The 25,139-nt window shown below is 72.4% G+C and carries 26 protein-coding genes; 12 read left to right on the plus strand and 14 right to left on the minus strand.

Annotation, left to right across the window (positions count from 1 at the left end; translation table 11 throughout):
• Positions 1-28 precede the first annotated feature (28 nt).
• Both ACZ7OH_RS19030 and pdxR read right to left on the minus strand, forming a co-directional pair.
• Positions 29-1,798 carry an MFS transporter gene (locus ACZ7OH_RS19030; RefSeq protein WP_470281964.1) on the minus strand — a complete coding sequence of 590 codons (1,770 nt, stop codon included), beginning with the start codon at positions 1,796-1,798 and terminating at the stop codon, positions 29-31.
• Positions 1,799-1,892: 94 nt separating this feature from the next.
• Positions 1,893-3,365 (minus strand): MocR-like pyridoxine biosynthesis transcription factor PdxR, encoded by a 1,473-nt coding sequence (gene pdxR / locus ACZ7OH_RS19035; protein ID WP_470281965.1) that lies wholly within the window; start codon positions 3,363-3,365, stop codon positions 1,893-1,895.
• 28 nt (positions 3,366-3,393) lie between these two features.
• Between pdxR and ACZ7OH_RS19040 the strand changes: the two genes are divergently transcribed.
• Both ACZ7OH_RS19040 and ACZ7OH_RS19045 read left to right on the plus strand, forming a co-directional pair.
• The gene (locus ACZ7OH_RS19040) at positions 3,394-4,191 is read left to right on the plus strand and encodes a methyltransferase (RefSeq protein ID WP_470281966.1); all 798 of its coding nucleotides are present in this window, start codon (positions 3,394-3,396) and stop codon (positions 4,189-4,191) included.
• A complete protein-coding gene (locus ACZ7OH_RS19045) occupies positions 4,188-4,412 on the plus strand; it encodes a hypothetical protein (RefSeq protein ID WP_470281967.1) in 225 nt (74 codons plus the stop codon). The genes ACZ7OH_RS19040 and ACZ7OH_RS19045 overlap by 4 nt, the downstream gene beginning before the upstream one ends.
• Here ACZ7OH_RS19045 and ACZ7OH_RS19050 read toward each other — a convergent pair.
• Together ACZ7OH_RS19050 and ACZ7OH_RS19055 are read right to left on the minus strand one after the other, a co-directional pair.
• Positions 4,349-7,576, minus strand: coding sequence for a tetratricopeptide repeat protein (locus ACZ7OH_RS19050; protein ID WP_470281968.1), 3,228 nt, complete (start codon positions 7,574-7,576; stop codon positions 4,349-4,351). The genes ACZ7OH_RS19045 and ACZ7OH_RS19050 overlap by 64 nt on opposite strands.
• A 241-nt stretch (positions 7,577-7,817) precedes the next feature.
• The gene (locus tag ACZ7OH_RS19055; RefSeq protein ID WP_470281969.1) at positions 7,818-8,546 is read right to left on the minus strand and encodes an alpha/beta fold hydrolase; all 729 of its coding nucleotides are present in this window, start codon (positions 8,544-8,546) and stop codon (positions 7,818-7,820) included.
• Between the two features lie 47 nt (positions 8,547-8,593).
• Here ACZ7OH_RS19055 and ACZ7OH_RS19060 point away from each other — a divergent pair, with 47 nt between their 5' ends.
• The 3 genes from ACZ7OH_RS19060 to ACZ7OH_RS19070 all read left to right on the plus strand — a co-directional run bounded on the left by ACZ7OH_RS19060 (position 8,594) and on the right by ACZ7OH_RS19070 (position 11,577).
• Positions 8,594-9,847: a cytochrome P450 gene (locus tag ACZ7OH_RS19060; RefSeq protein WP_470281970.1), complete on the plus strand. Its 1,254-nt coding sequence runs from the start codon at positions 8,594-8,596 to the stop codon at positions 9,845-9,847.
• Positions 9,848-9,861: 14 nt separating this feature from the next.
• The gene (locus ACZ7OH_RS19065; RefSeq protein WP_470281971.1) at positions 9,862-10,734 is read left to right on the plus strand and encodes a LysR family transcriptional regulator; all 873 of its coding nucleotides are present in this window, start codon (positions 9,862-9,864) and stop codon (positions 10,732-10,734) included.
• A 96-nt stretch (positions 10,735-10,830) separates the two neighbouring features.
• Complete coding sequence (locus ACZ7OH_RS19070; RefSeq protein ID WP_470281972.1) at positions 10,831-11,577, plus strand: SDR family NAD(P)-dependent oxidoreductase; 747 nt, start codon at positions 10,831-10,833, stop codon at positions 11,575-11,577.
• A gap of 18 nt (positions 11,578-11,595) precedes the next feature.
• Here ACZ7OH_RS19070 and ACZ7OH_RS19075 read toward each other — a convergent pair whose 3' ends face one another.
• Positions 11,596-12,408 (minus strand): carbon-nitrogen hydrolase family protein, encoded by an 813-nt coding sequence (locus tag ACZ7OH_RS19075; RefSeq protein ID WP_470281973.1) that lies wholly within the window; start codon positions 12,406-12,408, stop codon positions 11,596-11,598.
• A complete protein-coding gene (locus tag ACZ7OH_RS19080) occupies positions 12,405-13,199 on the minus strand; it encodes a DUF1295 domain-containing protein (RefSeq protein WP_470281974.1) in 795 nt (264 codons plus the stop codon). Before ACZ7OH_RS19080 ends, ACZ7OH_RS19075 begins: the two co-directional genes overlap by 4 nt.
• 30 nt (positions 13,200-13,229) lie before the next feature.
• Between ACZ7OH_RS19080 and ACZ7OH_RS19085 the strand changes: the two genes are divergently transcribed.
• Both ACZ7OH_RS19085 and ACZ7OH_RS19090 read left to right on the plus strand, forming a co-directional pair.
• Positions 13,230-13,721 (plus strand): EXPERA domain-containing protein, encoded by a 492-nt coding sequence (locus ACZ7OH_RS19085; protein WP_400903806.1) that lies wholly within the window; start codon positions 13,230-13,232, stop codon positions 13,719-13,721.
• Positions 13,722-13,732: 11 nt separating this feature from the next.
• Entirely contained in the window at positions 13,733-14,944 is a 1,212-nt protein-coding gene (locus ACZ7OH_RS19090; RefSeq protein ID WP_470281975.1) for a threonine synthase, read from the plus strand.
• Here the strand turns inward: ACZ7OH_RS19090 and ACZ7OH_RS19095 are convergent.
• Positions 14,941-15,294: an arsenate reductase family protein gene (locus tag ACZ7OH_RS19095; RefSeq protein ID WP_470281976.1), complete on the minus strand. Its 354-nt coding sequence runs from the start codon at positions 15,292-15,294 to the stop codon at positions 14,941-14,943. The genes ACZ7OH_RS19090 and ACZ7OH_RS19095 overlap by 4 nt on opposite strands.
• Before the next feature lie 53 nt (positions 15,295-15,347).
• Between ACZ7OH_RS19095 and ACZ7OH_RS19100 the strand changes: the two genes are divergently transcribed.
• Positions 15,348-15,941: a TetR/AcrR family transcriptional regulator gene (locus ACZ7OH_RS19100; protein ID WP_470281977.1), complete on the plus strand. Its 594-nt coding sequence runs from the start codon at positions 15,348-15,350 to the stop codon at positions 15,939-15,941.
• Entirely contained in the window at positions 15,938-16,555 is a 618-nt protein-coding gene (locus tag ACZ7OH_RS19105) for an enoyl-CoA hydratase/isomerase family protein (RefSeq protein ID WP_470281978.1), read from the plus strand. Before ACZ7OH_RS19100 ends, ACZ7OH_RS19105 begins: the two co-directional genes overlap by 4 nt.
• 82 nt (positions 16,556-16,637) lie before the next feature.
• On the opposite strand, the gene ACZ7OH_RS19110 is transcribed toward ACZ7OH_RS19105, so the two are convergent.
• The 5 genes from ACZ7OH_RS19110 to ACZ7OH_RS19130 form a co-directional block, all read right to left on the minus strand.
• Complete coding sequence (locus tag ACZ7OH_RS19110; protein ID WP_470282242.1) at positions 16,638-17,882, minus strand: RNA polymerase sigma factor; 1,245 nt, start codon at positions 17,880-17,882, stop codon at positions 16,638-16,640.
• A gap of 47 nt (positions 17,883-17,929) precedes the next feature.
• Entirely contained in the window at positions 17,930-18,280 is a 351-nt protein-coding gene (locus ACZ7OH_RS19115; RefSeq protein ID WP_470281979.1) for a YciI family protein, read from the minus strand.
• A 202-nt stretch (positions 18,281-18,482) separates the two neighbouring features.
• Positions 18,483-19,364, minus strand: a complete 882-nt coding sequence (locus ACZ7OH_RS19120) for a M48 family metalloprotease (RefSeq protein ID WP_470281980.1) — start codon at positions 19,362-19,364, stop codon at positions 18,483-18,485.
• A gap of 84 nt (positions 19,365-19,448) precedes the next feature.
• Positions 19,449-20,273 (minus strand): NAD(P)H-binding protein, encoded by an 825-nt coding sequence (locus tag ACZ7OH_RS19125; RefSeq protein ID WP_470281981.1) that lies wholly within the window; start codon positions 20,271-20,273, stop codon positions 19,449-19,451.
• Positions 20,274-20,324: 51 nt separating this feature from the next.
• Positions 20,325-20,696: a YciI family protein gene (locus ACZ7OH_RS19130; protein WP_470281982.1), complete on the minus strand. Its 372-nt coding sequence runs from the start codon at positions 20,694-20,696 to the stop codon at positions 20,325-20,327.
• A gap of 165 nt (positions 20,697-20,861) precedes the next feature.
• Here ACZ7OH_RS19130 and ACZ7OH_RS19135 point away from each other — a divergent pair, with 165 nt between their 5' ends.
• Both ACZ7OH_RS19135 and ACZ7OH_RS19140 read left to right on the plus strand, forming a co-directional pair.
• Positions 20,862-21,944, plus strand: a complete 1,083-nt coding sequence (locus ACZ7OH_RS19135; protein WP_400903787.1) for a WD40/YVTN/BNR-like repeat-containing protein — start codon at positions 20,862-20,864, stop codon at positions 21,942-21,944.
• Between the two features lie 2 nt (positions 21,945-21,946).
• Positions 21,947-22,231, plus strand: a complete 285-nt coding sequence (locus ACZ7OH_RS19140) for a MoaD/ThiS family protein (protein WP_400903786.1) — start codon at positions 21,947-21,949, stop codon at positions 22,229-22,231.
• Here ACZ7OH_RS19140 and ACZ7OH_RS19145 read toward each other — a convergent pair.
• Positions 22,206-23,612 carry an MFS transporter gene (locus ACZ7OH_RS19145; protein ID WP_470281983.1) on the minus strand — a complete coding sequence of 469 codons (1,407 nt, stop codon included), beginning with the start codon at positions 23,610-23,612 and terminating at the stop codon, positions 22,206-22,208. The genes ACZ7OH_RS19140 and ACZ7OH_RS19145 overlap by 26 nt on opposite strands.
• 24 nt (positions 23,613-23,636) lie before the next feature.
• Here ACZ7OH_RS19145 and ACZ7OH_RS19150 point away from each other — a divergent pair, with 24 nt between their 5' ends.
• Positions 23,637-24,068 (plus strand): MerR family transcriptional regulator, encoded by a 432-nt coding sequence (locus tag ACZ7OH_RS19150; RefSeq protein ID WP_470281984.1) that lies wholly within the window; start codon positions 23,637-23,639, stop codon positions 24,066-24,068.
• Here the strand turns inward: ACZ7OH_RS19150 and ACZ7OH_RS19155 are convergent, their stop codons facing one another.
• Positions 24,069-25,112, minus strand: coding sequence for a radical SAM protein (locus ACZ7OH_RS19155; protein WP_470281985.1), 1,044 nt, complete (start codon positions 25,110-25,112; stop codon positions 24,069-24,071).
• Between the last annotated feature and the right edge of the window lie 27 nt (positions 25,113-25,139).

Consider the following 25,139-nt stretch of genomic DNA (forward strand, 5'->3'; position numbering starts at 1 on the left):
ACGTCCGGCCCGTTGCCGTTCGATTGGGTCAGCGTTCGCTCGCCGGCGACACCAATTCGCTCGGGCCGCCGCTCGACTCGCCCGCCACCGCGGCCAGTTCCTCGCCCACCGACTCGCGGTCCTTCGGGCGCGCGTCCTTCGTCAGCAACGATGCCACCGCGCCGATCAAGCACACCGCGATCGCGAAACCGAACGCCACCGCCAAACCAGACTGGAACGGTCCCGAAATCAAGTTCGGGAAGAAGCTGCGGCCCGTCAGGAACGACGCCTGGTCCGGCGGTAGCGACGCCAGCTGGCCGCCCAGGAGCTGCTGGATCGGGTTGTAGCCCAGGAACGCCGCGAACAGCACCGCCACCGCCGGGAGGTTCGCCACCTGGGCCGCCGCCGCTTCGGGGACGCCGTGGGCGACCAGGCCGTCGTGCATCGTCGATGGGAGGCTGCTGGACAGGCCCGAAATGATCAGGCTGAAGAAGAAGCCGATCGACAGGACCATCGCCGCGTTCTGGAACGTCGTCATCATGCCCGCGCCGGAGCCGCGCGCGTCCGCCGGGAGGCTGTTCATCACCTCGGCGCGGTTGGGCGAGGAGAACATGCCCATGCCGATGCCGTTGATCAGCAGGATCGCCGCGAACGCCCAGTAGTCGAAGTTCACCGGCAAGATGATCAGCAGCAGGAACGTGATCGCCGTGATCAGCAGGCCGGTGGACGCGAGCAGGCGGCTGCCGATCCGGTCGGCCAGGATGCCCGACGTCGGCGCGGCCACCAGGAACCCGACCGTCATCGGGAGCATGTAGATGCCCGCCCACAGCGGCGTCTGCTCGAACGTGTAGCCGTGCTGCGGCAGCCAGATGCCCTGCAGCCAGATGATCAGGATGAACTGCAGGCCACCGCGGCCGAGCGACGCCGTCAGGTTCGCGACGTTGCCCCAGGTGAACGACCGGATCCGGAACAGCGACAGCCGGAACAGCGGGTTGTCGACCTTCGTCTCGATGATCACGAACGCAACCAGCACGGCGACGCCGCCGATCAGGCAGCTGAGCACCATCGGGCTGGTCCAGCCGGTCTGCGACGTGCCGTAGGGCTGGATGCCGTAGGTGATGCCGACCAGCACCGCGATCAGGCCGACGGCGAAGGTGATGTTGCCCCACCAGTCCATCCGCGCGTGCTTGCGGACGCCGGTGTCGTGCAGCTTGAGGTACGCCCAGATCGTGCCGATCACGCCGAAGGGCACCGACACCAGGAAGATCAGGTTCCAGTCGACCGGCGCGAGCACGCCGCCGACGACCAGGCCGAGGAACGAGCCGGCGATGGCCGCGACGCCGTTCATGCCGAGCGCGAGGCCGCGCTGGTTGGCCGGGAAGGCGTCGGTGAGGATGGCCGAGGAGTTCGCCATCAGGAAGGCACCGCCGACGCCCTGCACGATCCGCCAGCCGATCAGCCACAGCGCGGCGGCGTCACCGTCGAACCAGGTGACGGCCAGCATGATGGAAGAAACGGTGAAGACGGCGAAGCCGAGGTTGTACATCCTCGCGCGGCCGTACATGTCGCCGAGCCTGCCGAAGCTCACCACCAGCACCGCGGTGACCACGAGGAAGCCCATGATCATCCACAGCAGGTAGCTGGTGTTGGCCGGCTCGAGGGGGTTGATGCCGATGCCCTTGAAGATGTCGGGGAGCGCGATCAGCACGATCGAGGAGTTGATCGTGGCGATCAGCATGCCCAGCGTCGTGTTGGACAGCGCGATCCACTTGTACCGCGGCCCCAGTTCCGCGATCGAATACGTCCGGCGTTCCGCCACTGTGCAACCCTTCTGCTCGCAAAGTCCCTTAGCTAGGCTAAGCAAGTTGCTTGCGTATGGCAACCAAGTCCGCGAATCGCCTGCGAGAGCATGATCACACTCGCTTGACTGTCCTTTGTGGAGTCTTTACCAGCCGTCCGAGCAGCGCGACGCCCTCGACGATCTCCGTCGCCGTCCGGGCCGCGTACCCCAGGACCAGCCCCGGCGGCCCCGGGAGCTGCCGGTGCCACGACAGCGGCTGCACCTTCACGCCCTCCGCCAGCGCCGCCGCGGCCAGCGAGACGTCGTCCAGCTCGGCGTCGAACGTGATCGTCAAGTGGAGCCCCGCCGCGGCGCCGTGGACGACCGCGGACGGCAGCTCGGACGCGACCGCGCGGATCATCGCGTCCCGACGGCGGCGGTGCCGCGCCCGGACCACCCGCAGCTGACGCTCCAGCTCGCCCGTCTCCATCAGCCGGGCCAGGACCAGCTGGGCCAGCACCGGGTTGCCCAGGTCCGCGAACCGCTTCGCCGCGACCAAGTCGCCGAAGAACCGCGGCGGCGCCAGCAGCCAGCCCACCCGCAAGGCCGGCGCCAGCAGCTTCGAAACGCTGCCCGTGTAACACACCTCCGGCACCATCGACCGGACCGCGGGCACCGGCGCGCGGTCGTAGCGGTGCTCCGCGTCGTAGTCGTCCTCGACCACGATTCCGCCGTCGGCCACCCAGCGCATCAAGGCCCGGCGACGCTCGCCGCCCAGGACCACGCCCATCGGAAACTGGTGGGCCGGCGTCAACAGGACCGCCGGCGACCTCAGGGCGTCGACGCGCAAGCCGTCCTCGTCCACCGGGACCGGCGGGGTCGCCAGGCCGCAGTGGTGCAGGTGCTGGCGCGCTCCCAGCGAGCTCGGGTCCTCCACCGCGACCTCGGTGACACCGTGCTGCCGCAGCACCTCCCCCACCAGCGTCAACGCCTGCGCGACGCCCGCGACCACGATGATCTCCCCGGGGTCGGCGCGGATGCCGCGGCTGCGCGCCAGCCAGTGCGACACCGCCCGCCGCATCGCCGGGGCACCGCGCGGGTCGCCGTAGCCGAAGTGAGCCGGCTCGAGCTCGTCGAGGACCGCGCGCTCGGCCCGCAGCCACGCCGCGCGCGGGAACGCCGTCAGGTCCGGGACGCCCGGGGTGAGGTCGATCCGGGCCGGGGTCGCGCGGACCGCGTCGAAGACCTCGACCCCCGGCATCGGCGTGATCACCTTCGCCGGCGGCCGCGCGGGCGCCGGGTCCGGTGGGAGGACGGGCGCGGCCACGACGACCGTCCCGGCCCGGCCACGGCCCGCCGCGTGCCCGTCGTCGATCAGCCGCTGGTAGGCCTCGGTGACCACACCCCGCGACACGCGCAGCTCGGCCGCCAGCACCCGGGACGCGGGCAGCCGGCCGCCGACCGGGAGCCGGCCGTCGGCGATCGCGGCGCGCAGCTGCCCGGCGAGCCAGTCCGCGAGCCCGCCCGGCGGCGCCTCACGGACGTCGAGCTGGAGGAAGTCCGATCCTATGGACCCCTCCGGCCGTGGGGTTTTGGCTCTGTCCATCGAGCCATTGTCGCAGCACGCTGGACGCATGGACACCAGTTACGTGCACGGGTACGCCGCTCCCGAAGCCCGCCGCCTCGGCGACCAGGCCGACACCCTCGCCGCGCTCCTGCACGACGGCACGGCCTACCCCGCCGGGAGCCGCGTGCTGGAGGTCGGCTGCGGTGTCGGCGCCCAGACCGTCCACCTCGTGGCGCGCAGCCCGGACGCGCACCTGACCGCGGTCGACGTCTCCGCGGACTCCCTCGCCCAAGCGAGACGGAGAGCGCCCGGCGTCGAGTTCCGCCAAGCCGACCTCTTCGACCTCGACGGCGAGTGGGACCACCTCTTCGTCTGCTTCGTGCTGGAACACCTGCCGGAACCGGGAAAAGCGTTGGCACACCTGAAAACCCTCTTGCGACCGGGCGGCACGATCACCGTCATCGAGGGCGACCACGGCTCGGCGTTCTTCCACCCGCGCAGCGACCACGCCCAGGCCGCGATCGACTGCCTCGTACGGCTGCAGGCCGACGCGGGCGGCGACGGCCTCCTCGGCCGGCGGCTGTACCCGCTCCTCGTCGAAGCCGGTTTCGCCGGGACGGAAGTCGAGCCGAGAACCGTCTACGCGGACGCGTCGAAACCCGATCTCGTCACCGGGTTCACCCGCGACACCTTCACCGCGATGGTCGAAGGCGTCGGCGCAACCGCCATCGCGAAGGGGCTCATCGACGAGGCCGCGTGGGCGCGCGGAATCCACGACCTTTACCGCACCACCAGGGAATACGGGACCTTCCATTACACGTTCTTCAAAGCAACAGCCCTTCGCACTCCGGGAGGAGCGTCATGATCATCGCCGTTCTCGCCGCCGTTGTCCTGCTCGCCTGGGCGCTCGACCACGCGTACCGCCGCCGTCCGTACCCGCGCGACCGCTTGGCGGGCAGCACGGACGTCTTCGACCGGGACGCCCAGCGCCTCGAAGGCGACCTCGTCGCCGACGAGCGCCACTACTCCAGGGTCGCCAACCGGTCCCGGGCCCGCTTCGCGCCGGGCACGCACTCGCCGGCGTAACACGCCAGCGCGCGTTCCCAGTGTTCGCGCGCCGCGGCCGGATCTCCGAGTCCACTGTGGACTTCACCGAGCCCGCAGTGGGCCCGGCCCTGTTCGGGACGGCACCCCGTTTCCTTCGCCACGGCAAGGGCTTCGCGGTGGTAGCCGAGCGCGTCCGCGGCCGCGCCGCGCGCCGAAGCGAGCGCGCCGAGACTGTTGAGCACCCGGGACTCCACGCCCCGGTCGCCGCATTCACGGGCCAGGCCCAGTGCCTCTTCGAGGTGCTGGGCCGCTTCGTCGTGCCGTCCCTGGGCCAGCCGGACGTCGCCGAGGTGCTTCAGCGCGACGCTGCGGTTGGTCGGGCTGCCGGTCTCCTGGGCGATCTCCAGCGCGCGTTCGAGGTGCGCCGCGGCTTCGGCGTACCGGCCGCGGGCGTGGTCGATGTCGCCGAGGATGCCGAGCGCGTACCCCTCGCTCACCCGCACGCCCATGGCGCGGAAGTGCTCCAGTCCCTCCTCCAGCGCCCGCGCGGCTTCGTCGTGCCGGCCCAGCGCCGCCAGCGCGTCGCCCGTGTTGACCAGCGCGTAGCCCTCGCTGGTGCGGTCGGCGGTGTCGCGGGCGAGGGACCGCGCCTCTTCGAGGTAACCGATCGCCTCGCCGTAACGGCCGATGCCACGGCACGAACAGCCGAGCACGACCAGCACCAGGCCCTCGCTCGTGCGGTCGCCGTTCTTGCGCGCCAGCGACAACGCCTCGGTCGAGTAGGTGATCGCCTCGGCGAACCGGCCGAGTGCGCGGCAGACCAGGCCGAGCGTGTTGAGGACGTGGATTTCGGTGCGCCGGTCACCGGTTTCGCGGACCAAGGCAAGCGCTTCTTCGAGGTACCGCCGCGCTTCCCGGGACCGGCCGACGCGCCAGTGGCCCAGCCCGATGAGCGTCAACGGCTCGGCCTCGGCCACCGGGTCGCCGGCGTCGTGGGCCAGCACCGACGCGTGCTTGTGCAGCACCAGTGATTCCTCGTGGTAGCCGCCGACGTCCAGGTAGTGCCAGAGGATCCCGGACAGCAGCCGCAGGTGGTCGGCCCAGCCGTGCCGCGTCGCGTGCGCGGCGACGGCCAGCAGGTTGTGGCGCTCGGCCTCCAGCCACGCCGGCGCGTCGAGCACCTTGACGTCGGGGTCGGGCACCTGCGGGCGCAGGTGCCGTTCCTGCGGCAGGACGGCGTCCATGGCCTGCGCGGCCGAGCGGACGTAGAAGTCGAACAGCCGCTCCTGCGCGTCGTGGCTCTCGGCCGGGTCGTCCGCGGCGAGCTCGGCGGCGTAGACGCGCAGCAGGTCGTGCTGCTGGAAGCGGTCGGCGCCGGTCTCCTGCGCGAGGTGGGCGCGGACCAGCGCGGCCGTCAGCCGTTCCGCCTCCGGCAGGGGGACGCCGGCGAGGGCGGCGATGGCCGCCGGCGTCAGGTCGCGGCCCGGGTGCAGGCCGCAGAGCCGGAACACGCGCGCCGCGTCGGGCGCCAAGTGCCGGTAGGACCAGGAGAAGACGGCGCGGACCGCGGTCAGCGGATCCCCGCCCCCGTCCAGGAGGTCGAGCCGGCGGTGTTCGTCGGCCAGTTCCTCGGACAGGGCGGCGAGCCGCTCCCCCGGCCGGCTCAGCGCGAGCTCCGCCACCAGCCGCAGGGCCAGCGGCAGCCGGGCGGAGTACCCGATCAGCGCCTCGGCGGCGTCCGGCTCCTCGTCGACGCGCTCGCCGAGCAGCGTGCGCAGCAGGTCGAGGGCTTCGGCGTCGGTGAGCAGGTCGACGAGGACGCGGCGGGCGCCGTGCCGCGCGACCAGCCCGGGCAGCGCGTCGCGGCTGGTCACCAGCACGAGGCAGGACGGCGAGCCGGGCAGCAGCGGGCGGACCTGCCCGACCGAGCCGGCGTTGTCCAGCAGCAGCACCATCCGGCGGCCGGTGAGCGCGGTCCGGAACTTGGCCGCGCGCTCCTCCGGTTCGGCGGGGATGTCCGCGCCGTCGACGCCGAGGGCGCGCAGGAAGCCCGAGAGCGCGTCGCCCGGCTCGACCGGCCGGACGGTGCCGTAGCCGTGCAGGTCGAGGTAGAGCTGGCCGTCCGGGAACTCGGCGAGGGACCGCTGCGCCCAGTGGACGGCGAGGGCGGTCTTGCCGACACCGCCGGTGCCGGTCAGGACGGCGATGCGCGCGCCCGCGCCGTCGCCGGCCGCGACGGCGTCCAGCTCGGCCAGCTGCCCGGTGCGGCCGCGGAAGCCGGCGACGTCGGCGGGCAGCTGGGCGGGGACGCGGGCCGGGGGTTCCGGGGCGGCGAAGTCCTGGCGCAGCACCTGACGCTGGGCGGCGCGCAGCTCGGGGCCGGGTTCGATGCCCAGTTCGGCGTCCAGCCGCCGCCGGACTTCCTCGAACAGCGACAGCGCGGCCGCCTGCCGGCCGGACGCGGCCAGCACCAGCATCAGCCGGGCGTGCGCGGACTCGTTCAGCGGTTCTTCGGCGGTCAGCGCGCGCAGCCGCACCGCGGCGTCTTCGGGGTCGGCGGTCTCGGCGTACGCCATGACCGTCTGCGCGCGTTTCATCGCCAGCGCCAGCCGGAGGGGGTGCTGCCGGAGACGGCCGATGTCGGCGAGCGCGGGGCCGCGCCAGAGGTCGAGGGCCTCGCGGTGGGCGCCGGCTTTCAGAAGCGCTTCGAAGCGCAGGAGGTCGAGGTCGTCCTCACCGACGGTGAGCCGGTAGCCGCCCTTGTCGGTGGCGATCGGGTCGGCGGGCCGCAGCGCCCGCCGCAGCCGCGCGACGTAGGTGTGGAGCAGCTCCAGGCAGGACGGCGGCGGCTCGTCCCAGATGACGTCGACGAGGTCCTCGCGCCGGACCGTCCGGTTCGGCTGCAGGGCCAGCAGCGCGAGCAGCAGCCGCTGCTTCTCGGCGCCGATCTCGACCGGGCAGTCGCCGCGCCGCACGGTGAGCGGGCCCAGGACGCCGATCCGGACCGGTTCCGGCGGCGCTTCGGCAAGCGCTTTCCGCAGCCGCCGTTCGGTCTCCGGGCGGGGCCGCCGGACGCTGCCGAGCTCGGCGTTGCGCACCGCGCGCTGGCTCAGCCCGGCGCGTTCGGCCAGCTGGGCCTGGGTGAGGCCGGCGAGCACGCGCCGTTCGCGCAGCCATCCGGCGAACGACAGGCCTTCGTCCACAGGCGTCCTCTCCCCGCGCACCCCGCAGCGGAACGTACCCCTCCAGCATTCCGATCGTGCCGCTTCCGATGTACCACCGAACGGCGAAGATAACCGTTTCCGCAGGTACCGAGGGTGACGACGGCCGGTCAGCCCGGTACAGCCGTTCGTCCACCACCGTTTCCTAGGCTGGGCGGGTCCGGTGGTGACGAGGGGTTCGGAGCAGCCGTCGCATGGGGTACGACGGCTGCACCCGAGCCTTTCAGACGTCGAAGCTCGCCAGCAGCGCACGCACGGCGGCTGGGTCCTCGACGTGGGCGTTGTGCCCGAGGCCGGCGAGGGTGACCGCGTCCGGGTCCAGCGCGCGCAGCTGGTCGGGACGGCTCATGGGGTCGTGCTCGCCCGCCGCCAGCACGACCGGGCACCGCGCCGCGGCGAGCAGCGCCGGCATGTCCGGCGCGCCGACGCCGAACGCGGCCGGGTCCATCGCGAGGCGCCAACCTCCCTCGGTCTCGCGAAGCCCGGCCGGGTCCGCGGGCGCGATGCCGAGCAGCCCGGACACCTTCAGGTAGGCCTGCTCGGCGTCCACGCGCGAGTCGAAGACACGGGCCGGGCAGGCGGCGAGCGTCGCGACGCGGCCGAGGTCGTCCTGGGTCCACTCGACCTTCACCCCGAGCGCGAGCACGCCCGCGACCTCGACGTCGTACTTCCCGGAGGCCAGTTCCAGGGCCAGCACCCCGCCGAGCGAGTGGCCGGCGACGACGTAGGGCCCCTTGTCCGGCAGCGCCCGCGCGACGGCCGCGGTGAACGTCTCGAAGCTGTAGTGCGGCAGCGGCGCGGACAGGCCGTGGCCGGGCAGGTCGGGCACCAGCACGCGCCGGGCGAGCGGCGGGGCGAAGTGGTTCCACACGGCGCCGGTCGCGCCCAGGCCGTGCAGGAGGAGGACGGCCGGTTCGCCCTGGCCGCCGGTGCGCATGTTGAGCGTGTCCATCCGCGCAGCCTCCCAAACTGTCGGTGGGCGCGGCTAGGGTCGGGCTCGTGACGATCACCGATCCGGACACCTACGTGCGGGGTGTCCCGTACGACGAGCTGGCGCGGCTGCGGCGCGCCGGCCCGGTGGTGCGCGTCGACGACTTCTGGGCGGTGCTCGGCCATGCCGAGGTGCGGCGGGTGCTGCGCGACCCCGGGGTGTTCTCGTCCCAGCTGGGCGGGACGCAGATCCGCGACGCGGCCGATCTCGCCTACGTGCGCCGGATGATGCTCAACATGGACCCGCCGGAGCACGGCCGGCTGCGCGGGTTGCTCACGAAGGCGTTCACCCCGCGTGCCGTCGCGAAGCTGACTTCGCAGATCGAGAGCCGGGCGCGGGACCTCGTCGCGCGGGTCGCCTCGCAAGGCTCGTGCGACTTCGCCGTCCTGGCGGCCGACCTGCCACTGCAGACGCTGGCCGCGGTGTTCGGCGTGCCGGAACAGGACCGGCGGCTGATGTACGACTGGAGCAACCGCGTCATCGGCTACCAGGACGCCGAGTACGCGGTCAGCTCGACGGTGTCGGTCTCCGAGGTGAGCGAGCTGGCGCGCGCCGCGCTGGCGGTTCGCCCGGAGCCGGGGCCGGACGGCTCGATGCCGGACCCGCGGACGCGCGCGGGCATGCCGGATCTCTACGCGTACGCGAACGCGCTCGGCGAGTACAAGCGTTCGCACCCCGGCGACGACGTCATGAGCAACCTGATGCGGCACGTCGGCGACGACGGCGGCCGCGTCTCGCTCGCCGAGTTCGAGAACCTCTTCTGGCTGTTTTCCGTGGCGGGCAACGAAACCCTGCGCAACGGGCTGCCGGGCGGGATGCTGGCGCTGCTCTCGCACCCCGCGCAGTACCGGCGGCTGCTGGCCGATCGGTCATTGCTGCCGTCGGCGGTCGAGGAGATGCTCCGGTGGTGGACGCCGGTGATGCACTTCCGGCGCACGGCCGTGTCGGACGTCCGGCTGTCCGATGTGGACATCCGGGCCGGGGACAAGGTCGTCGTCTGGTTCTCTTCGGCCAACCGGGATCCCGCGGTGTTCGACGACCCGGACACGTTCGACATCGGCCGGACGCCGAACGACCATCTGACCTTCGGCCACGGCCCGCACTTCTGCCTCGGCGCCCACCTGGCTCGGGTGCAGATGCGGGCGATGTTCGACGCGGTGCTCGACCAGCTCGGGTTCGTCTCCTCGGCAGGTGAGCCGGTCCGGCTGCGGTCGAACTTCCAGAACGGCCTGAAGTCGCTGCCGGTCGTGTGGGGCCGCTGATGGAGATCCGCGAGATGCGGGCATTCGTGGCGGTCGTCGAGGCGGGCGCGCTGTCGAAGGCGGCGCGGCAGCTGCACGTGAGCCAGCCGGCGCTGTCGCAGACGATCACCGCGCTCGAACGCCGCCTCGGCGTCCAGCTGCTGGTCCGCACCAGCACCGGCGTCCAGGCGACCGACGCCGGGACGACGTTGCTGGGCGAGGCGCGGGCCGTGCTGGCCCGGCACGAGCAGGCGCTCGCCGCGTTGGCGCGGCACACGACGACCGACGTGCTGCGCGTCGGCGTCCCCCTGGAACTGCCGCCGGAGCTGCTGCCGTCGGCGCTCGCCCGGCTGGCCGAGGCGTACCCGGAGACGCGGGTGCAGGCCCGGCACCTGTCGTCGGTGGCGCAGGTGGCCGCGCTGCGGGCGGGCGCGCTGGACGTGGGGCTGGTGCGCGAGCGCCCGCCCGGGCCCGACCTGGACGCGGCGCTGGTGGTCACCGAGGACGTCGGTGTGCTGCTGGCCGCGGAGGTGGCGGAAAAGCTCGGCTCGCCGGTCCGGCTGGAGGACCTGGCCGGGCTGGAGTGGTTCGCGTTCCCGCGCGCGGGCAGCCCGGCGTGGTACGACGAGCTGGCGGCGATCCTGCGCAGCCACGGCCTCGACGTCGGGCCCGAGGTGCCGGAGGAGCAGCGGCTGATCGTCGAGCTGAAGATCCCGGCGGTCAGCTCCGGCGGGGCCTACGCGTTCGCTCCGCCCGAGTGGCCGTACCCGATGCCGGACACCGTGCGGTGGGTGCCGCTCGCCGGCAACCCGATCGTGCGGCGGACGTGGGCGGTGTGGCCGGCGACTTCGTACCGGCGTGACCTCGCGTCGTTCGTCGCCGCTTTGGAGGCCCATCGGCCGGACTGATCGCGGGCATAAGGAGCGCCGACGGCTTCCCCGGAAGCCCCTTTCGGTCGTCGCGCTTGTATCCGGTGCAGGGCATCGGATACGAGGAGTTGAGTGATGGGTTCGGAACTGTCGGGTTCGACGGCGCTGGTGACCGGCGGAACGAGCGGGATCGGCAAGGCGACGGCGATCGCGCTGGCCGGGCTCGGCGCGCACGTCGTGCTGTCCGGCCGGGACGCGGCCCGCGGGGAGGACGTCGTCTCGCGGATCCGGGCATCGGGCGGGAAGGCCGACTTCGTGGCGGCCGACCTGACGGACGCGGCGTCGGCGCGCGCCCTGGCGGACCGGGCGCGGGAGCTGGGCGGGCAGGTGGACGTGCTGGTGAACAACGCGGGGATCTTCCCGACCGGGCCCACGTCGTCCCTTTCGGAGGCCGACTTCGACCGCGTGTACGACATCAACGTGAAGGTGCCGTACTTCCTGGTCGCGGCCTTGGCCCCGGAGATGGCCGCGCGCGGCCACGGCGCGATCGTCAACGTGTCGACGATGGTCGCGGCGAGGGGCATGGCAGGGATGGCCCTGTACGGCTCGTCGAAGGCGGCGATCGAGCTGATGACGAAGGCGTGGGCGGCGGAGTTCGGGCCTTCGGGAGTCCGCGTGAACGCGATCAGTCCGGGCCCGACGCGCACCGAGGGCACGGCGGTGTTCGGGGAGGGCCTGGACGAGCTGGCATCGGCGGGCCCGGCGGGCCGCGTGGCGGCACCTTCGGAGATGGCTGCGGCTATTGCGTTTTTGGTGACGGAGGGATCGAGCTTCATCCAGGGAGCAATCCTGCCGGTGGACGGCGGCCGGCTGGCAGTGTGACTCCGGCGCAGGACGGCGTCACCGCAGGAAGGTGACGCCGTCCCGCGGGCGCTCGTCCACCGTCAGCGAGAACACGTCCGGCCGCGCGTAGTGCCCCGACACGTCCAGGCTCTTCCTCGCCGCCACGATCTCCTCCAGGTCGATCTCCGCCTTGAGCACGCCCTCAGCGCCATGCAACGGCCCGGCCAACACGTCGCCGAGGGGACCCACGATCACGCTCCCGCCGCGGAACGGGTCGTCGCCCTCGATCTCGTACGGACAGGCCGACACCACGAAACACCGGCCCTCGTCGGCGATGTGGCGCATCGATGCCTGCCAGACTTCGCGGTCGTCCGCCGTCGGGGCGCACCAGATCTGGACGCCCTTCGCGTACATCGCCGCGCGGAACAGCGGCATGTGGTTCTCCCAGCAGATCGCCGCTCCCGCCAGGCCCGCCGCCGTCGGGACCGCCGGGAGCGTCGACCCGTCGCCGCGGCCCCAGACCAACCTCTCGCGCTCCGTCGGGACCAGCTTGCGGTGCTTCGCCACCAGCCCGAGGTGCGGGTCGAGGAACACCGCCGTGCTGTACAACGTCGAACCGGCGCGCTCGATGACGCCGACGACCAGAGACGCCCCCGTCCGCGCCGCGAGGGCGGCCAGCTCGGAAACCTCGGGGCCCGGCACCGTCACCGCCGAGCGGAAGTACTCCGGGAACGGGCCCCCGCGCGGGTACCCGCCGAGGACCGCCTCCGGCAGCACCACCAGCGACGCACCGCGGATCTCGTCCTCGAACGCCAGGATCCGCGAAACCGGAACGCCCGTCCCGACCTGCAGGGCGGCGATGACCGTCATGAGCGGGCGGGTTCGCGACGCGGCCACCACGGGACCACCGCCGAAACCCGGCGCTGGTAGTCGGCGTACTCCGGATAGCGGCCCAGCGTGATGCTCTCGGTGAACTTCGTCGACCCGACGAACAGCAACGTCAGCAGGACCGCGCCCACGACCGTCCACTGCAGACCCGCGGCGACGACGCCGAACGCCGCGATCATCCACCACTGGGCCTGCTCGAAGAAGAAGTTCGGGTGCCGCGAGTAGCGGAACAGCCCCGTCTGGCAGAACCGCGTCGACGCGCGGCCCGCGTGCTTCTCGCGGTGGAACTCCCACTGCTGCTGGTCGGCGAGCGTCTCCCCGAGCAGGAACGCCGCGAAGACCACCGCCACCACGACGTCCCAGAGACCGAACGAGCCCTGGTGCTGCAGCGCCGCGTACGCGGGCAGCGTGATCAGCAGCAGGATCGCGTTCTGGTACAGCGAGATGAAGAAGAAGTTGAACACCTGGAACTGCCACGGCGCCATCCGCTCGTGCAGCACCGCCCACCGGTAGTCCTCGCCGCCGCGGGCGTAACCACCCTTCCGGGCGAAGTTGAACGTCAGCCGGATCCCCCACAGGGTCACCAGCGCGAACATGACGTCCAGCCGCGCGTCGGCGAAGCCGGCGGCGCCCGCGAAGATCGCCACGTACCCGACCGGGACGATCGACCAGATCCGGTCCACCCAGGAGTACTCCCTGGTCAGCACCGACATCAGCCACGTGCCGAGCGTCACCCCGGCGAAGACGTACAGGCACACCCGCAGCGCGTCCATCCCCTCACAATAGGACCTAGGATCACCTCCATGAACCTGCCGCTGCGGGACCGGAAGATCGACGTCTTCTTCGCGGTGCTGTTCTCGGCCTTCACGGTGACGTCGCTGATCAGCGACCTGCTGCCGACCGTCGGTGTCGACTTCTCGAAGCCGTCGGACAACTTCTTCGTCAACTCGAACTACTGGTACGCCCACGACGCCGACCCGCTGTTCATGCACCCGCCGGACTGGATGCGGATCGTCACCGGGCTCTCGGCGTTCGTCTACATGCCGTTCTACGTCGTGCTCGTCTTCGCGTTGCTGACCGGCCGGAACTGGATCCAGCTGCCGTCGGTGATCTACGCGACGATGATCGTCACGCTGACCGGGGTCGTCGTGTTCGGCGTCGAGTTCTTCGGCGACCCGGCCACCCGCACCGGCAACCCGGCGAAGTTCCTCGCGTTCAACCTGCCCTACGTCCTGGTGCCGCTGCTGCTGCTCGTCCGGATGCGCAAGCCACTGCCGTTCACCCGCCCGTTCTGACCGGAGGCGCCGTGCCGTACTCGTTCCTCAGCCACCTCGACTGCTCCCGGACGGGGGAAAGCGTCGACGCCGACGTCGTCCAGGGCCTGTCGCCGGCGGGCGCGCCGCTGCTCGCGCGGTACGACCTCGACGGCGTCCGCGAAGCCGTGACGCCGAAGGAGATCGCCGGCCGCGAGCCGACGCTGTGGCGTTACCACGAGGTGCTGCCGGTGCGCGCGCCCGAGCACGTCGTCAGCCTCGGCGAGGGCATGACGCCGTTGCTGCGCCTGCCGCGCTACGGCCGTGAGCTGGGGCTTTCGCGGCTGTGGATGAAGGACGAGGGCTTGGTCCCGACCGGCACGTTCAAGGCCCGGGGCGCCGCGGTCGGCGTCTCGCGGGCGGCCGAGCTGGGGGTCGGCGGGATCGCGATGCCGACCAACGGCAACGCGGGCGCCGCGTGGGCGTTGTACGCGGCCCGCGCGGGCCTGACGAGCCTGATCGCAATGCCCGACGACGCGCCCCCGATCACCATGCGCGAGTGCGTCGCCGCGGGGGCCGAGCTGTACCGGGTGGACGGTCTGATCGGCGACGCGGGGAAGCTCGTCGCGGCGGCGGTCGCGCGGCGCGACGGCGTCCAGGACGTCTCGACGTTGAAGGAGCCGTACCGCATCGAGGGCAAGAAGACGATGGGGTACGAGATCGCGGAGCAGTTCGGCTGGCGGCTGCCCGACGTCATCCTCTACCCCACCGGTGGCGGGGTCGGGATCATCGGGATCTACAAGGCACTGCTGGAAATGCGTGAGCTGGGCTGGGTTTCCGGCGCTTTGCCACGGCTGGTCGCCGTGCAGGCCACCGGGTGCGCGCCGATCGTTTCGGCGTTCGAACGGGGCGCCCGCGAGAGCGAACCGTTCCCCGACGCGCGGACCGTCGCCTTCGGCATCACCGTGCCGAAGGCGCTGGGCGACTTCCTGGTGCTCGACGCGGTGTACGCGACCGGCGGTACCGCGGTCGCCGTCACCGACGAGGAACTGCTTGCGGCGCAACGGGAACTGACCGAACGGGAAGGCACGTTCGTCTGCCCCGAAGGCGGGGCGTGCTTCGCCGCGCTTCGCCACCTTCGCGAGTCCGGCTGGCTGGGCGGCGACGAAGACGTCGTCGTGCTGAACACCGGCGCCGGGATCAAGTACCCGGAGACGGTGCCGCTCGACGTCCCGTTGCTCGCGAAGGACGGCGTGATTCCTTAAAGGACCGAGCGGACCGTTTCGGGGTCGCGGGCGACGACGGTGGTGCCGTCGTCGGCCGTGATGATCGGGCGCTGGATCAGCTTCGGGTGCGTGACCAGGGCTTCGATCCACTTCGGCCGGTCCGCGCCGGTGCGGCCCCACGTCTTGAGGTCGAGTTCCTTCGCGATCGGTTCGGCGGTGCGGGTGATGTCCCACGGCTCGAGGCCGAGGCGGCCGAGCACGGCTTCGAGCTCCGCCGCGGTCGGCGGGTCCTCGAGGTAGCGGCGCACGGTGTACTGCGCGCCGGCTTCGTCCAACAGCGACACGGCGGACCGGCACTTCGAGCACGCCGGGTTGACCCAGATCTCCACGGCGGCAGCTTACCGCCCTGGTTTTGGAGCACGCGTTCTGTTACGGTCGCGGCATGCCCCGCCCCCGTGTGCACGACCTCGACGCGCTGCTCGACGTCGCCGAGCGGCTCGTCGCCTCCTCGGCCGATGTCACCGTGCGTGGCCTGGCCGCGGCCGCGGGGGTCCCGAACGGGACGATCTACCACGCGTTCGGGTCGTTGAACGCCCTGCTGGCGCGGGTCTGGCTGCGCGCGGCGACCGAGTTCCTCGACCTGCAGACTTCGATGGTGGACGCGGCTTCCTCGCCGGTGGCGGCCGTCGTCGCGGCGGCCGACACGCCCGCGGTGTTCGCCTCCCGGCGTCCCGACGGGGCACGGATGCTGCTGAAGGTGCGCGGCGACCGGCTGTTCGGGCCCGACCTGCCCGACGACCTGGCGGAATCCCTGCACGCGGTGGACAAACGGCTGGTCGCGCTGCTCGTGCGGCTCGCGCGGCTGGTGTGGGACCGCGGCGACGGACTGGCCGTCGAGGTGATCACGACGTGCGTCGTCGACCTGCCGACCGCGTTCTTCCGGCGCGACATCACCGACCCCCTGGTGCGGGAGAGGCTGGCCGCCGCGGTGCGGGCCGTGCTGACCGTGCCCCCACGAGAGAAGGACACACCGTGACCGTGCTTCACCTGGGCGACGACGAAAACCGCTTCTCGCCGGAGTGGCTGCAGCGCGTCCATTCCACTTTGGACGATGTGGACGGCGTGCTGGTGACCACCGGCGGCGGCAAGTTCTACTCGAACGGCCTCGACCTGGAGTGGCTGACGGCCAACGGCGACAAGGCAGCGGAGTACGTCGCGGACGTGCAGGAGCTGCTCGCGCGGGTGCTGACGCTGCCGGTCCCGACGGTGGCGGCGGTCAACGGCCACGCGTTCGGCGCGGGCGCGATGCTGGCGATGGCGCACGACTTCCGCGTGATGCGCGCGGACCGGGGGTTCTTCTGCTTCCCGGAGGCGGACATCAACATCCCGTTCACGCCGGGGATGGCGGCGTTGATCCAGGGGAAGCTGACGCCGGCGGCGGCGATCGCGTCGATGACGACCGGGCGGCGGTTCGGCGGGGCGGATGCTTTGGCGGCGGGCTTGGTGGACGAGATCGCGGCCGAGGACGAGGTAGTGAAGGTGGCTTCCGAGCGGGTCGCGGCGCTGGCGGGCAAGGACCGCGGCACGCTGGGCGCGATCAAGGCGACGATGTTCGCACCGGCGGCGGCGGCGTTGCGCGCGGCGGCCTGAACGGGGTTCGGCCTCCGGCCCCCGGTTTCCAGCTTACCGGGGGCCACCGACAGTTCCGGCCGGCCGCGCCTGAGGGTGCCCTTCACGGCTTTGCGCACTCCGCGAGTCGGCGGCGCAGGTGGGCGCGCTCGGGTTCCGTGCCTGCCAAGGCCAGGGCTTCCTCGTACGCGGCCGCCGCTTCGGTGGGGCGGCCCAGGCGCGTCAACAGGTCGGCGCGGGCTGCCGGGTACGGGCTGTACCCCCGCAAGCGCGGCTCCTCCGCCAGGGCGTCCAAAAGGGACAGACCCGCAGCCGGGCCGTCCCTCATCGCCACCGCCACCGCTCGGTTCAGCTCCACCACCGGTGACGGCGCCAGCCCGCGCAGCACGTCGTACAGCCCCACGATCTGGGGCCAGTCCGTGCCCGCCACGTCCGCGGCCTCGTCGTGCAGGGCCGCGATCGCCGCCTGGACTCCGTACAGCCCCGGGGGTCCGCCCGTCAGCGCGGTCTCGACCAGCGCCGTCCCCTCCGCGATCAGCGCCCGGTCCCAACGGGTGCGGTCCTGGTCGTCCAGCAGGACCAGGGCGCCGTCCGGGCCGGTGCGCGCGTCGCGACGGGCGTGGATCAGCAGCATCAGCGCCAGCAGGCCCGCCACCTCGCGCTCGGCCGGCAGCAGCCGGCGCAGGATCCGGGCCAGCCGGATCGCTTCCTCCGCCAAGTCGAGCCGCTGCAGGTCCGGGCCCGAACTCGCCGCGTACCCCTCCGTGAAGATCGAATAGACGACCTGGAGCACGCCCGGCAGCCGCCCGGGCAGCTCGTCCGCGGACGGCACCCGGAACGGGATCCGGGCCGCGCGGATCCGGTTCTTCGCCCGCACGATCCGCTTGCCCATCGTCGCGCTGGGCACCAGGAACGCGCGCGCCACCTCCGGGGTCGTCAGGCCGGCCAAGCACCGCAGCGTCAGCGCCGTCCGGTCCTCCGCCGGCAACGCCGGGTGGGCGCACGTGAAGAACAGCTGGAGCCGCTCGTCGGGCAGGCCGCCGTCGGACGGCGGGGCGGGCGCGGCGCGGTCGGCCTCGACCTGCAGCACCGCGAGCCGGGCCGCGTAGGCCTGGTCGCGGCGCAGCCGGTCGACGGCCTTGCGCCGCGCCGTCGTCATCAGCCAGGCACCCGGCTTCGGCGGGACGCCCTCGGCGGGCCAGCGCACCAGCGCGGCCTCGATCGCCTCCGACGTCACCTCCTCGGCCAGGTCGAGGTCGCCGAACCGGCGCACGAGCGCGGCGAGCAACAGCCCGCGCTCTTCCCGGAAAACAGCTTCGACCGACGCCTCCGCCCCGGGCCGGGGAATCCGCCACCCGGAAGCCTCCTCCGACGCCTCCGCCCGCCCCACCGCCGTCAGCCTTCGTAGTCCGCGAGCGGCCGGACGACGATCGACCCCCCGTCGCGCGAGCCGGGGCAGCGCGCCGCCCAGTCGAGCGCGACGTCGAGGTCCGGGACGTCCACGACGAAGTAGCCGCCGAGCACCTCCCGGGCCTCGGCGAACGGCCCGTCGGTGATCACCCGCTCGCCGCGGTGGTCGACCCGGACCGTGGCGGCGGTCGTGAAGTCGGCGAGCGGGCTCCCGTGCAGGTGGACCCCCGCCTCCTTGATCTCCTTGTAGAACACTTCCCAGCCCTCGGGCGTGCAGCCGCCGACGACCTCGCCTTCCGCGTCGAGCGAGGCGTTGATCAGCATCAGGTACTTCACGGGATCCTCCAGTGGCTCGGTTGCCGTACGGGGGAACTACGAACGGCGGACCGTCCCTTGGACACCCTTGCCGAAGATTTTCGATGAAACCGGCCCGCGTCACGAACTCGCTCCGCGCTCTCGATCGAGCAGGGCCGGTTCCAGTATCCGGAGAAAGTCACCGTGCCGGGCGGCGGTGCTGACCCGTTCGTGCGCACCGCGCTCACGGCCGGACGCCGAGGTCCTTCAGCCGCTTGACCCGGTCGATGTGCGCGGGGTGCCCGGCCATCAGCCGGGACCACAGCCGCCGCTCGTCCCCGCGGTCGCGCAGGTTCCACGCCTTGAGCAGCAGCGCCAGCTCCCGGCCGTACCCCAGCCGCGCCGCCATCCGGTCGGCCCGGTACTCGCCGAGCCGCTTCGACCAGGCGAGCACCGGGCCGAGCAGCGGCGTCAGCAGCAGCCACGGGTCGAGGAACGCGAGCGCGGTGAGGATGCCCAGGCCGAGCAGCACGGTGACCAGCACCTCGACCGGCCGGCCGAAGGAACGGAACGCGCGCCCGACGTGCGGCACGATCCACGCGATCAGCCGGACCAGGCGGCTCAGCACCCGGGCCGGCAGCTCGAGCCAGTGCACCAGCAGGGTCGCGCGCGTGTGCCCGGAAAGGTGGTGGCCCAGCTCGTGGGCGAGGATCGCTTCCAGGCCCGGGCGCGGCAGGTCGAGGGCGGCCCGGGTCACCGCGACGGTCCGGCCGCCGGCGGCGAAGGCGTTCAGCTCGTGCGACGGCTCCACCCACAAGCGGTACCGGCCGCCGTCGACGCCGGCCGCGTCGCACACCGCCGCCCAGCACGGCGTCAGCCAGGTCAGCTCGCGTTGGCTGGGCTCGCGCATCTTGAGCAGCACGGACAGCACGAGGTGCTCGTAGAGCGGGACGAACGTGATCGCGCCGGCCAGCGCCCAGCCGGCCGGGAGCACCCAGAAGTACGCCGGCCAGACGAGCTTGCCGAGCAGGCCCAGCACCAGCAGGCTGCTGGCGACCACGGGAACGGCGAGAACCACCCCGAGGACCGCGGAAAGATCCGCCCGCGCCCGCTCCCGTTCGCTCACGCTCCCCCTCCCGGCCGACGCCGGGTCCACCTTGGCGCGGCTCCCGGCGGAGCACAACGGCCTACCGGAACTGTCCGGGAGCTGTCAGGAAAACGCGTCCGCGTGCGCCTCGGCCCAGTCGGCGAACGTCCTTGCGGGCCGGCCCGTCACCTCGGCCACCGTCGGGTACACGGTCGCCTCGTCGAGCGTTCCGCCGACGTAGAAGTCCCAGAACGCTTCGACGTACTCGCGCGGCAGGCTCGCTTCGAGCTCGGCGCGCGTCTCGGCGTCGGACAGGCCGACGAACTCCAGGTCCCGGCCGAGCACCTCGGCCAGCACCGCGACCTGGTCGGCGGGCCGCAGCGCCGCCGGCCCGGTCAGGTCGTGGATCCGTCCTTCGTGGCCGCCCGCGAGCGCGATCGCCGCCACCGCCGCGATGTCCGCCGGGTCGACGCACGCGGCCGCGACGTGCGGGAACTGCGCGCGGACGGTGTCGCCGGCGCGCAGCTGCGGCAGCCAGCGCAGCGCGTTCGCCGAGAACGCGCGCGGGCGCAGGAACGTCCAGTCCAGGCCCGAGTCCCGCACCGCGCGCTCGGCCAGCGTCATGTACGCCGAAACCGCGTTGTCCAGGTTTTCGAGCGCGGCCGAGCCGCCGGACAGCAGCACGATCCGGCGGACGCCCGCGTCGCGCGCCCGCGCCAGCATGCCGGGCATGTCCTGGTAGCCGGGCAGCAGGAACACCCCGTCGACGCCGTTCAGCGCGCCTTCGAGACTCGCGGGATCGTTCAGATCGCCGACGACGGCCTCGGCGCCGTGCGGGAGAACGGCGTCCGGCCGGCGCACCAGCGCCCGGACCGGTTCGCCGGCTTCCGCCAGTGCCGCGACCACTTCCGCGCCGACGTTGCCGGTGGCGCCGGTGACCAGGAACATCGCTCAACCCCCAGAGACGGTTCCCGGCCAGCCTAGCGCCACCGGCGGCCGTCAGTCCTGCGCCGGGAGGTCGTCGAACTCGACGACCTGGCGGATCTCCACCTCGATCTCGAGGTCGAACAGGTCCACGTACCGCTTGGCGAACTCGACCGCCTCCGCGCGGTCGGCGGCGTTGATCAGCGCGAACCCGCCGATGACCTCCTTGGCTTCGGCGAAGGGCCCGTCGGTGACGCGGATGGCCGCGCCGCGCGGCTTGCGGACCAGGGCGCCCTTGTCGGTCTGGTGCACGCCTTCCGCGGTGATCAGGGTGCCCTTCTCGGCCGCCTCCTGGATGAACCCGCCCATCTTCTGCATGAACTCCGGAGTCGGGTTCCAGGCGGCCGGGTCGTTCTCGTCGATCCGGTGCATCATGAGGAAACGCATGGTCGGTGCTCCTGGTTCTCGTCGGCCGGGGCCCGGGTCGTCCCGGGCTCGCTGACCGGCCTTCACCCCCGCGTCGATCGGCCGCGCGTGGCGCTCGACATTTTCCCCCGGGCATTTTTCCGGCGGAGTACTGTGACACCGGTCACGCTGAGGGGAAGGTGCCGGATGGCTGTCGTGCTCGCGATCGGGACGCGCAAAGGACTGTGGCTGGCGACCGGCACGGACGACCGGGCCGGCTGGGAGGTGACCGGGCCGCACCACCCGATGACCGAGGTCTACGCCGTCGGCATCGACACGCGCCGGTCGACGCCCCGGCTGCTCGCCGGGGTCACCAGCGAGCACTTCGGGCCGAGCGTGGCCACCAGCGACGACCTGGGCGCGACCTGGGACGAGCCCGACCACGCCCCCATCGCGTTCCCACCCGACACCGCCGAATCCCTCGTCCGGGCCTGGCAGCTGGTGCCCGGGCCGCCGAGCGAGCCGGACGTCGTCTACGCCGGCACCGAGCCGTCCGCGCTGTTCCGCTCGGACGACGGCGGGCGCACCTACGAGCTGGTCCGCGGCCTGTGGGACCACCCGCACCGCGAGCACTGGACGCCCGGCGGTGGTGGCAAGGCCATCCACACGGTGCTCCCGGACCCGGTCGAGCCCGGCCGCGTCACCGTGGCGATGTCGACCGGCGGCGTCTACCGCACCGAGGACGGCGGCGCGTCCTGGCGCGCGAGCAACACGGGCATCAAGGCGGTGCACGTACCCGACCCCTACCCCGAGTACGGCCACTGCGTGCACAAGGTCGCGATGCACCCGAGCGCGCCGGAGCGGCTGTTCGCGCAGGTGCACCACGGCGTCTACCGCAGCGACGACGGCGGGGCGAGCTGGCAGTCCATCGCCGACGGCCTGCCCAGCGACTTCGGCTTCCCGATGGTCGTCCACCCGCACCGGCCCGAGGTGATCTACACGTTCCCGCTGACCGCCGACGTCATGCGGTTCCCGCCCGAGGGCCGGTGCCGGGTGTACCGCAGCGAAGACGCCGGGAAGTCGTGGGAGGCGGTGGGGTCGGGCCTGCCGGACGGGTACTGGGCCGGGGTGATGCGCGACGCGATGTGCGCCGACGACGCCGACCCGGCCGGGATCTACTTCGGGTCGCGGACCGGTGACGTCTACGCGAGCCGGGACGACGGCGACAGCTGGCAGCTGGTCGTCTCGCACCTGCCGGACGTGCTGAGCGTCCGCGCAGCGACGGTGTGACCGTGCGGATCACGGTGCTGGTACCCGGGCCCCTGCGGGCGAAGACCGGCGGCGAGTCCCGGCTGGAGGTCGAGCTCGGCGAGGCGGCCACGCTCGGGGCGCTGCTCGACGAGCTCGCGCAGCGGTACCCGGCGCTGGAACGGCGGTTGCGCGACGAGCAGGCGGGCCTGCGCCGGTACGTCAACTTCTACGTCGACGGCGAGGAGTGCCGCCGGCTCGACGGCCCGTCGACGGCGTTGCGCGACCGCGGCGAGGTGCAGATCATCCCGTCGGTCGCGGGAGGCTGACTCCTTCCACCTCGGCGAACAGCTCAGCGGCGCGCCGGCCGGTGGCGGCCGCCCGCTCGCCGGTGCTGACGAGGGCGAGGACGAACACACCGGCACCGAGGGCGGCGACCAGCCACCACACGCCGGGTCCCGCGCCGACCGTCCCGGCGAGCGCGACGCCGAGGGTCGTGCCGGTCTGGCGGCCGGCCGAGGCCAGTGACCCGGCCACCCCGGCCATCGAGCCCGGCATCCCGGAGATGGCGGTGTTGGTGATCGGCGGGTTGACCGTGCCGAGGAAGACGCCGAACAGCAGGTAGACCGTCAGGACGAGGGGCAGCGGGGTGGCCGGGCCGAGCCACGCCGCCGTCGCGCCGCCGAGGGCGAGCGCGGTCCCGGCGACGATCAGCGGCAGCCGCGGGCCGCGGGAGCCGACCAGCCGGCCCGTCCGCGGGGACAGGACCAGCACCAGGACCCCGACGGGCAGCAGGCAGAGCCCCGCTGTCAGCGCCGTCAGGCCGCGGGTGTCCTGCAGGTACTGCGTGGTGACGAAGAGGAAGACGCCGAACCCGCAGAGCGCGAACAGCGCCGTGACGATCGCGCCGCTGAACGCCATGCTGCGGAAGAGGCGCAGTTCGAGCAGCGGGTCGGCGCGGCGCGGCTCGTGGCGCAGGAGCGCGGCCACGGCGAGCGCGGCGAGGGCGAGCAGGCCGAGGATCACCGGCGACGTCCAGCCCAGCGCGCGGGCTTCGATGATGGCCGCGACGACGCTGCCGAGCGCGAGGACCACGAGCACCTGGCCGACCGGGTCGAACCGGCGTGCGCGGGCCGCCCGGGAGTCGGGAACCCACTTGAGGGTGGCCGCGATGGCGACGGCGACGATCGGGACGTTGACCCAGAAGACGGCTCGCCAGCCCAGCCCTTCGACGAGCGCGCCGCCGAGGATCGGCCCGAGCGCGAGCGCCAGGCCGGACATCGACCCGAACACGCCGATCGCGCGGGCGCGCTCGGCGGGCACGGGGTAGACGGTGGCGACGATGGCGAGCGCGACGGGGTTGAGCATGGTGCCGCCGACGGCCTGGACGGCGCGGGCGGCGATGAGCCAGCCGATGCCGGGGGCGACGCTGCAGAGCAGGGAGCCGAGGCCGAAGACGGTGAGGCCGGTGAGGAAGACGCGTTTGCGTCCGAACCGGTCGGCGGTGGACCCGGCGAGCACGAGGAACCCGGCGAGCACGAGCGTGTAGGCGTCGACCGTCCACTGCAGGCCGGAGACGGACGCGCCGAGGTCGCGGCGGATCGAGGGCAGGGCGACGGTGACGATGGAGATGTCCATCACCGCGACGACGATGCTGGCGCAGCAGATGGCCAGCACGAGCGCGGGATGGCGCGAAGTCGGAACGTTCATGTCGTCGACGCTAGGATTTAGAGCGTGCTCGAAGTCAAACCGATCCCCGAGGCCGGACTGACCATCGCCGAGGCGGCCCGCCGCACGGGGGTGAGCGCGCACACGCTGCGCTACTACGAACGGGCGGGCCTGGTGGTCACGCAGGTGGACCGCACCTCCGGCGGGCGTCGCCGGTACCGGAAGCTGGACCTGGACTGGATCAAGATCTGCACCAAGCTCCGGGCGACGGGGATGCCGATCAAGTTGATCCGCCGGTACGCGGAGCTGGTTTCCGCGGGCCGGGGCAACGAGGCGGAGCGGCTGGCGTTGCTGGAGAACCACCGGGCGGACGTGCTGGCGCGGTTGGCGGAGCTGGAGGAGAACTTGAAGCTGATCGACCGGAAGATCGGCGTGTACCGGGGGCGGCTGGAGGCAGGGGACGCCGACGGCCTCTGGGCGCCGGGCGGCACCAAGTAGTCAGAACAGCGTCGCCTGGGCCGGTTCCGGGGGCTGACCACGCCGGCCGTTCAGCGCGAACTTGCCCTCGATCGCCTTGCTCGGCTCGGGAAACCCGTACTTCGCGATCAACGGCCGGATCCGCGCCCCGATCTCGTGCCGGTACCCCGTCTCCGAACCCGATGAATACAGCCTCACGTACGAGTCCACCAACGACGGATGCGCCTGCCGCAGCCAGGTGAAGAACACCTGCTTGACCCCGGACGACAAGTACAGCGGGTGGTACAGCACATCCGTCGCCCCCGCCGCGGCGACCGCCGACACCAAAGACTCCAGCTGTGCAACGGAATCCGACAAGTGCGGCAGGATCGGCGACAGGAAGACCGTGCACTCCAGCCCCGCGTCCCGGATCGCCCGGACCGTCGCCAAGCGGGCCGATGTCGTCGCCGTGCCGAACTCCACCGACTGCTGGAGCTCCTCGTCCAGCATCGACAGCGACACACCCAAGTGCACCGTCGTCACCTGGGACGCGCGCACCAGCAACGGCAGGTCCCGGCGGATCAACGGCCCCTTCGTCAAGATCGAGAACGGCACCCGGTGCCCGGACAGGGCACCGATGATCCCCGGCATCAGCTCGTAACGGCCCTCCGCGCGCTGGTACACGTCCGTGTTCGTGCCGAACGCCACCCGCGGTGGCAGCTTTCGCTTGCGCGCCAGCTCGCCCCGCAGCACCTCGACGATGTTCGTCTTGACGATCACCTCGTTGTCGAAGTCGCCGGCGACGTTCAAGCCGAGACGCGTGTGCGTCGGACGCGCGAAGCAGTACTGGCACGCGTGCGTGCACCCCCGGTACGGGTTGATCGTGTACTCGTCCGGCAGCATCCGCGCGTCCGCCGGGACGTGGTTCAGCGCGCTCTTCGCCAGTACCTCGTGGAACGTCACGCCGCGGAACTCCGGCGTCCGGACGCTGCGCACGAACCCCGTCAGCCGGGCCAGGCCCGGCAGCGTCCCCTCGTCGACCCGGTCCGTGCGCTGGCCGCTCCAGCGCAGCACGTCTTCGTTCACCGGCCGAGCATGCCCGAGCCGCCGCGG

The sequence above is a fragment of the Amycolatopsis sp. NPDC114478 genome (genome assembly GCF_055633805.1).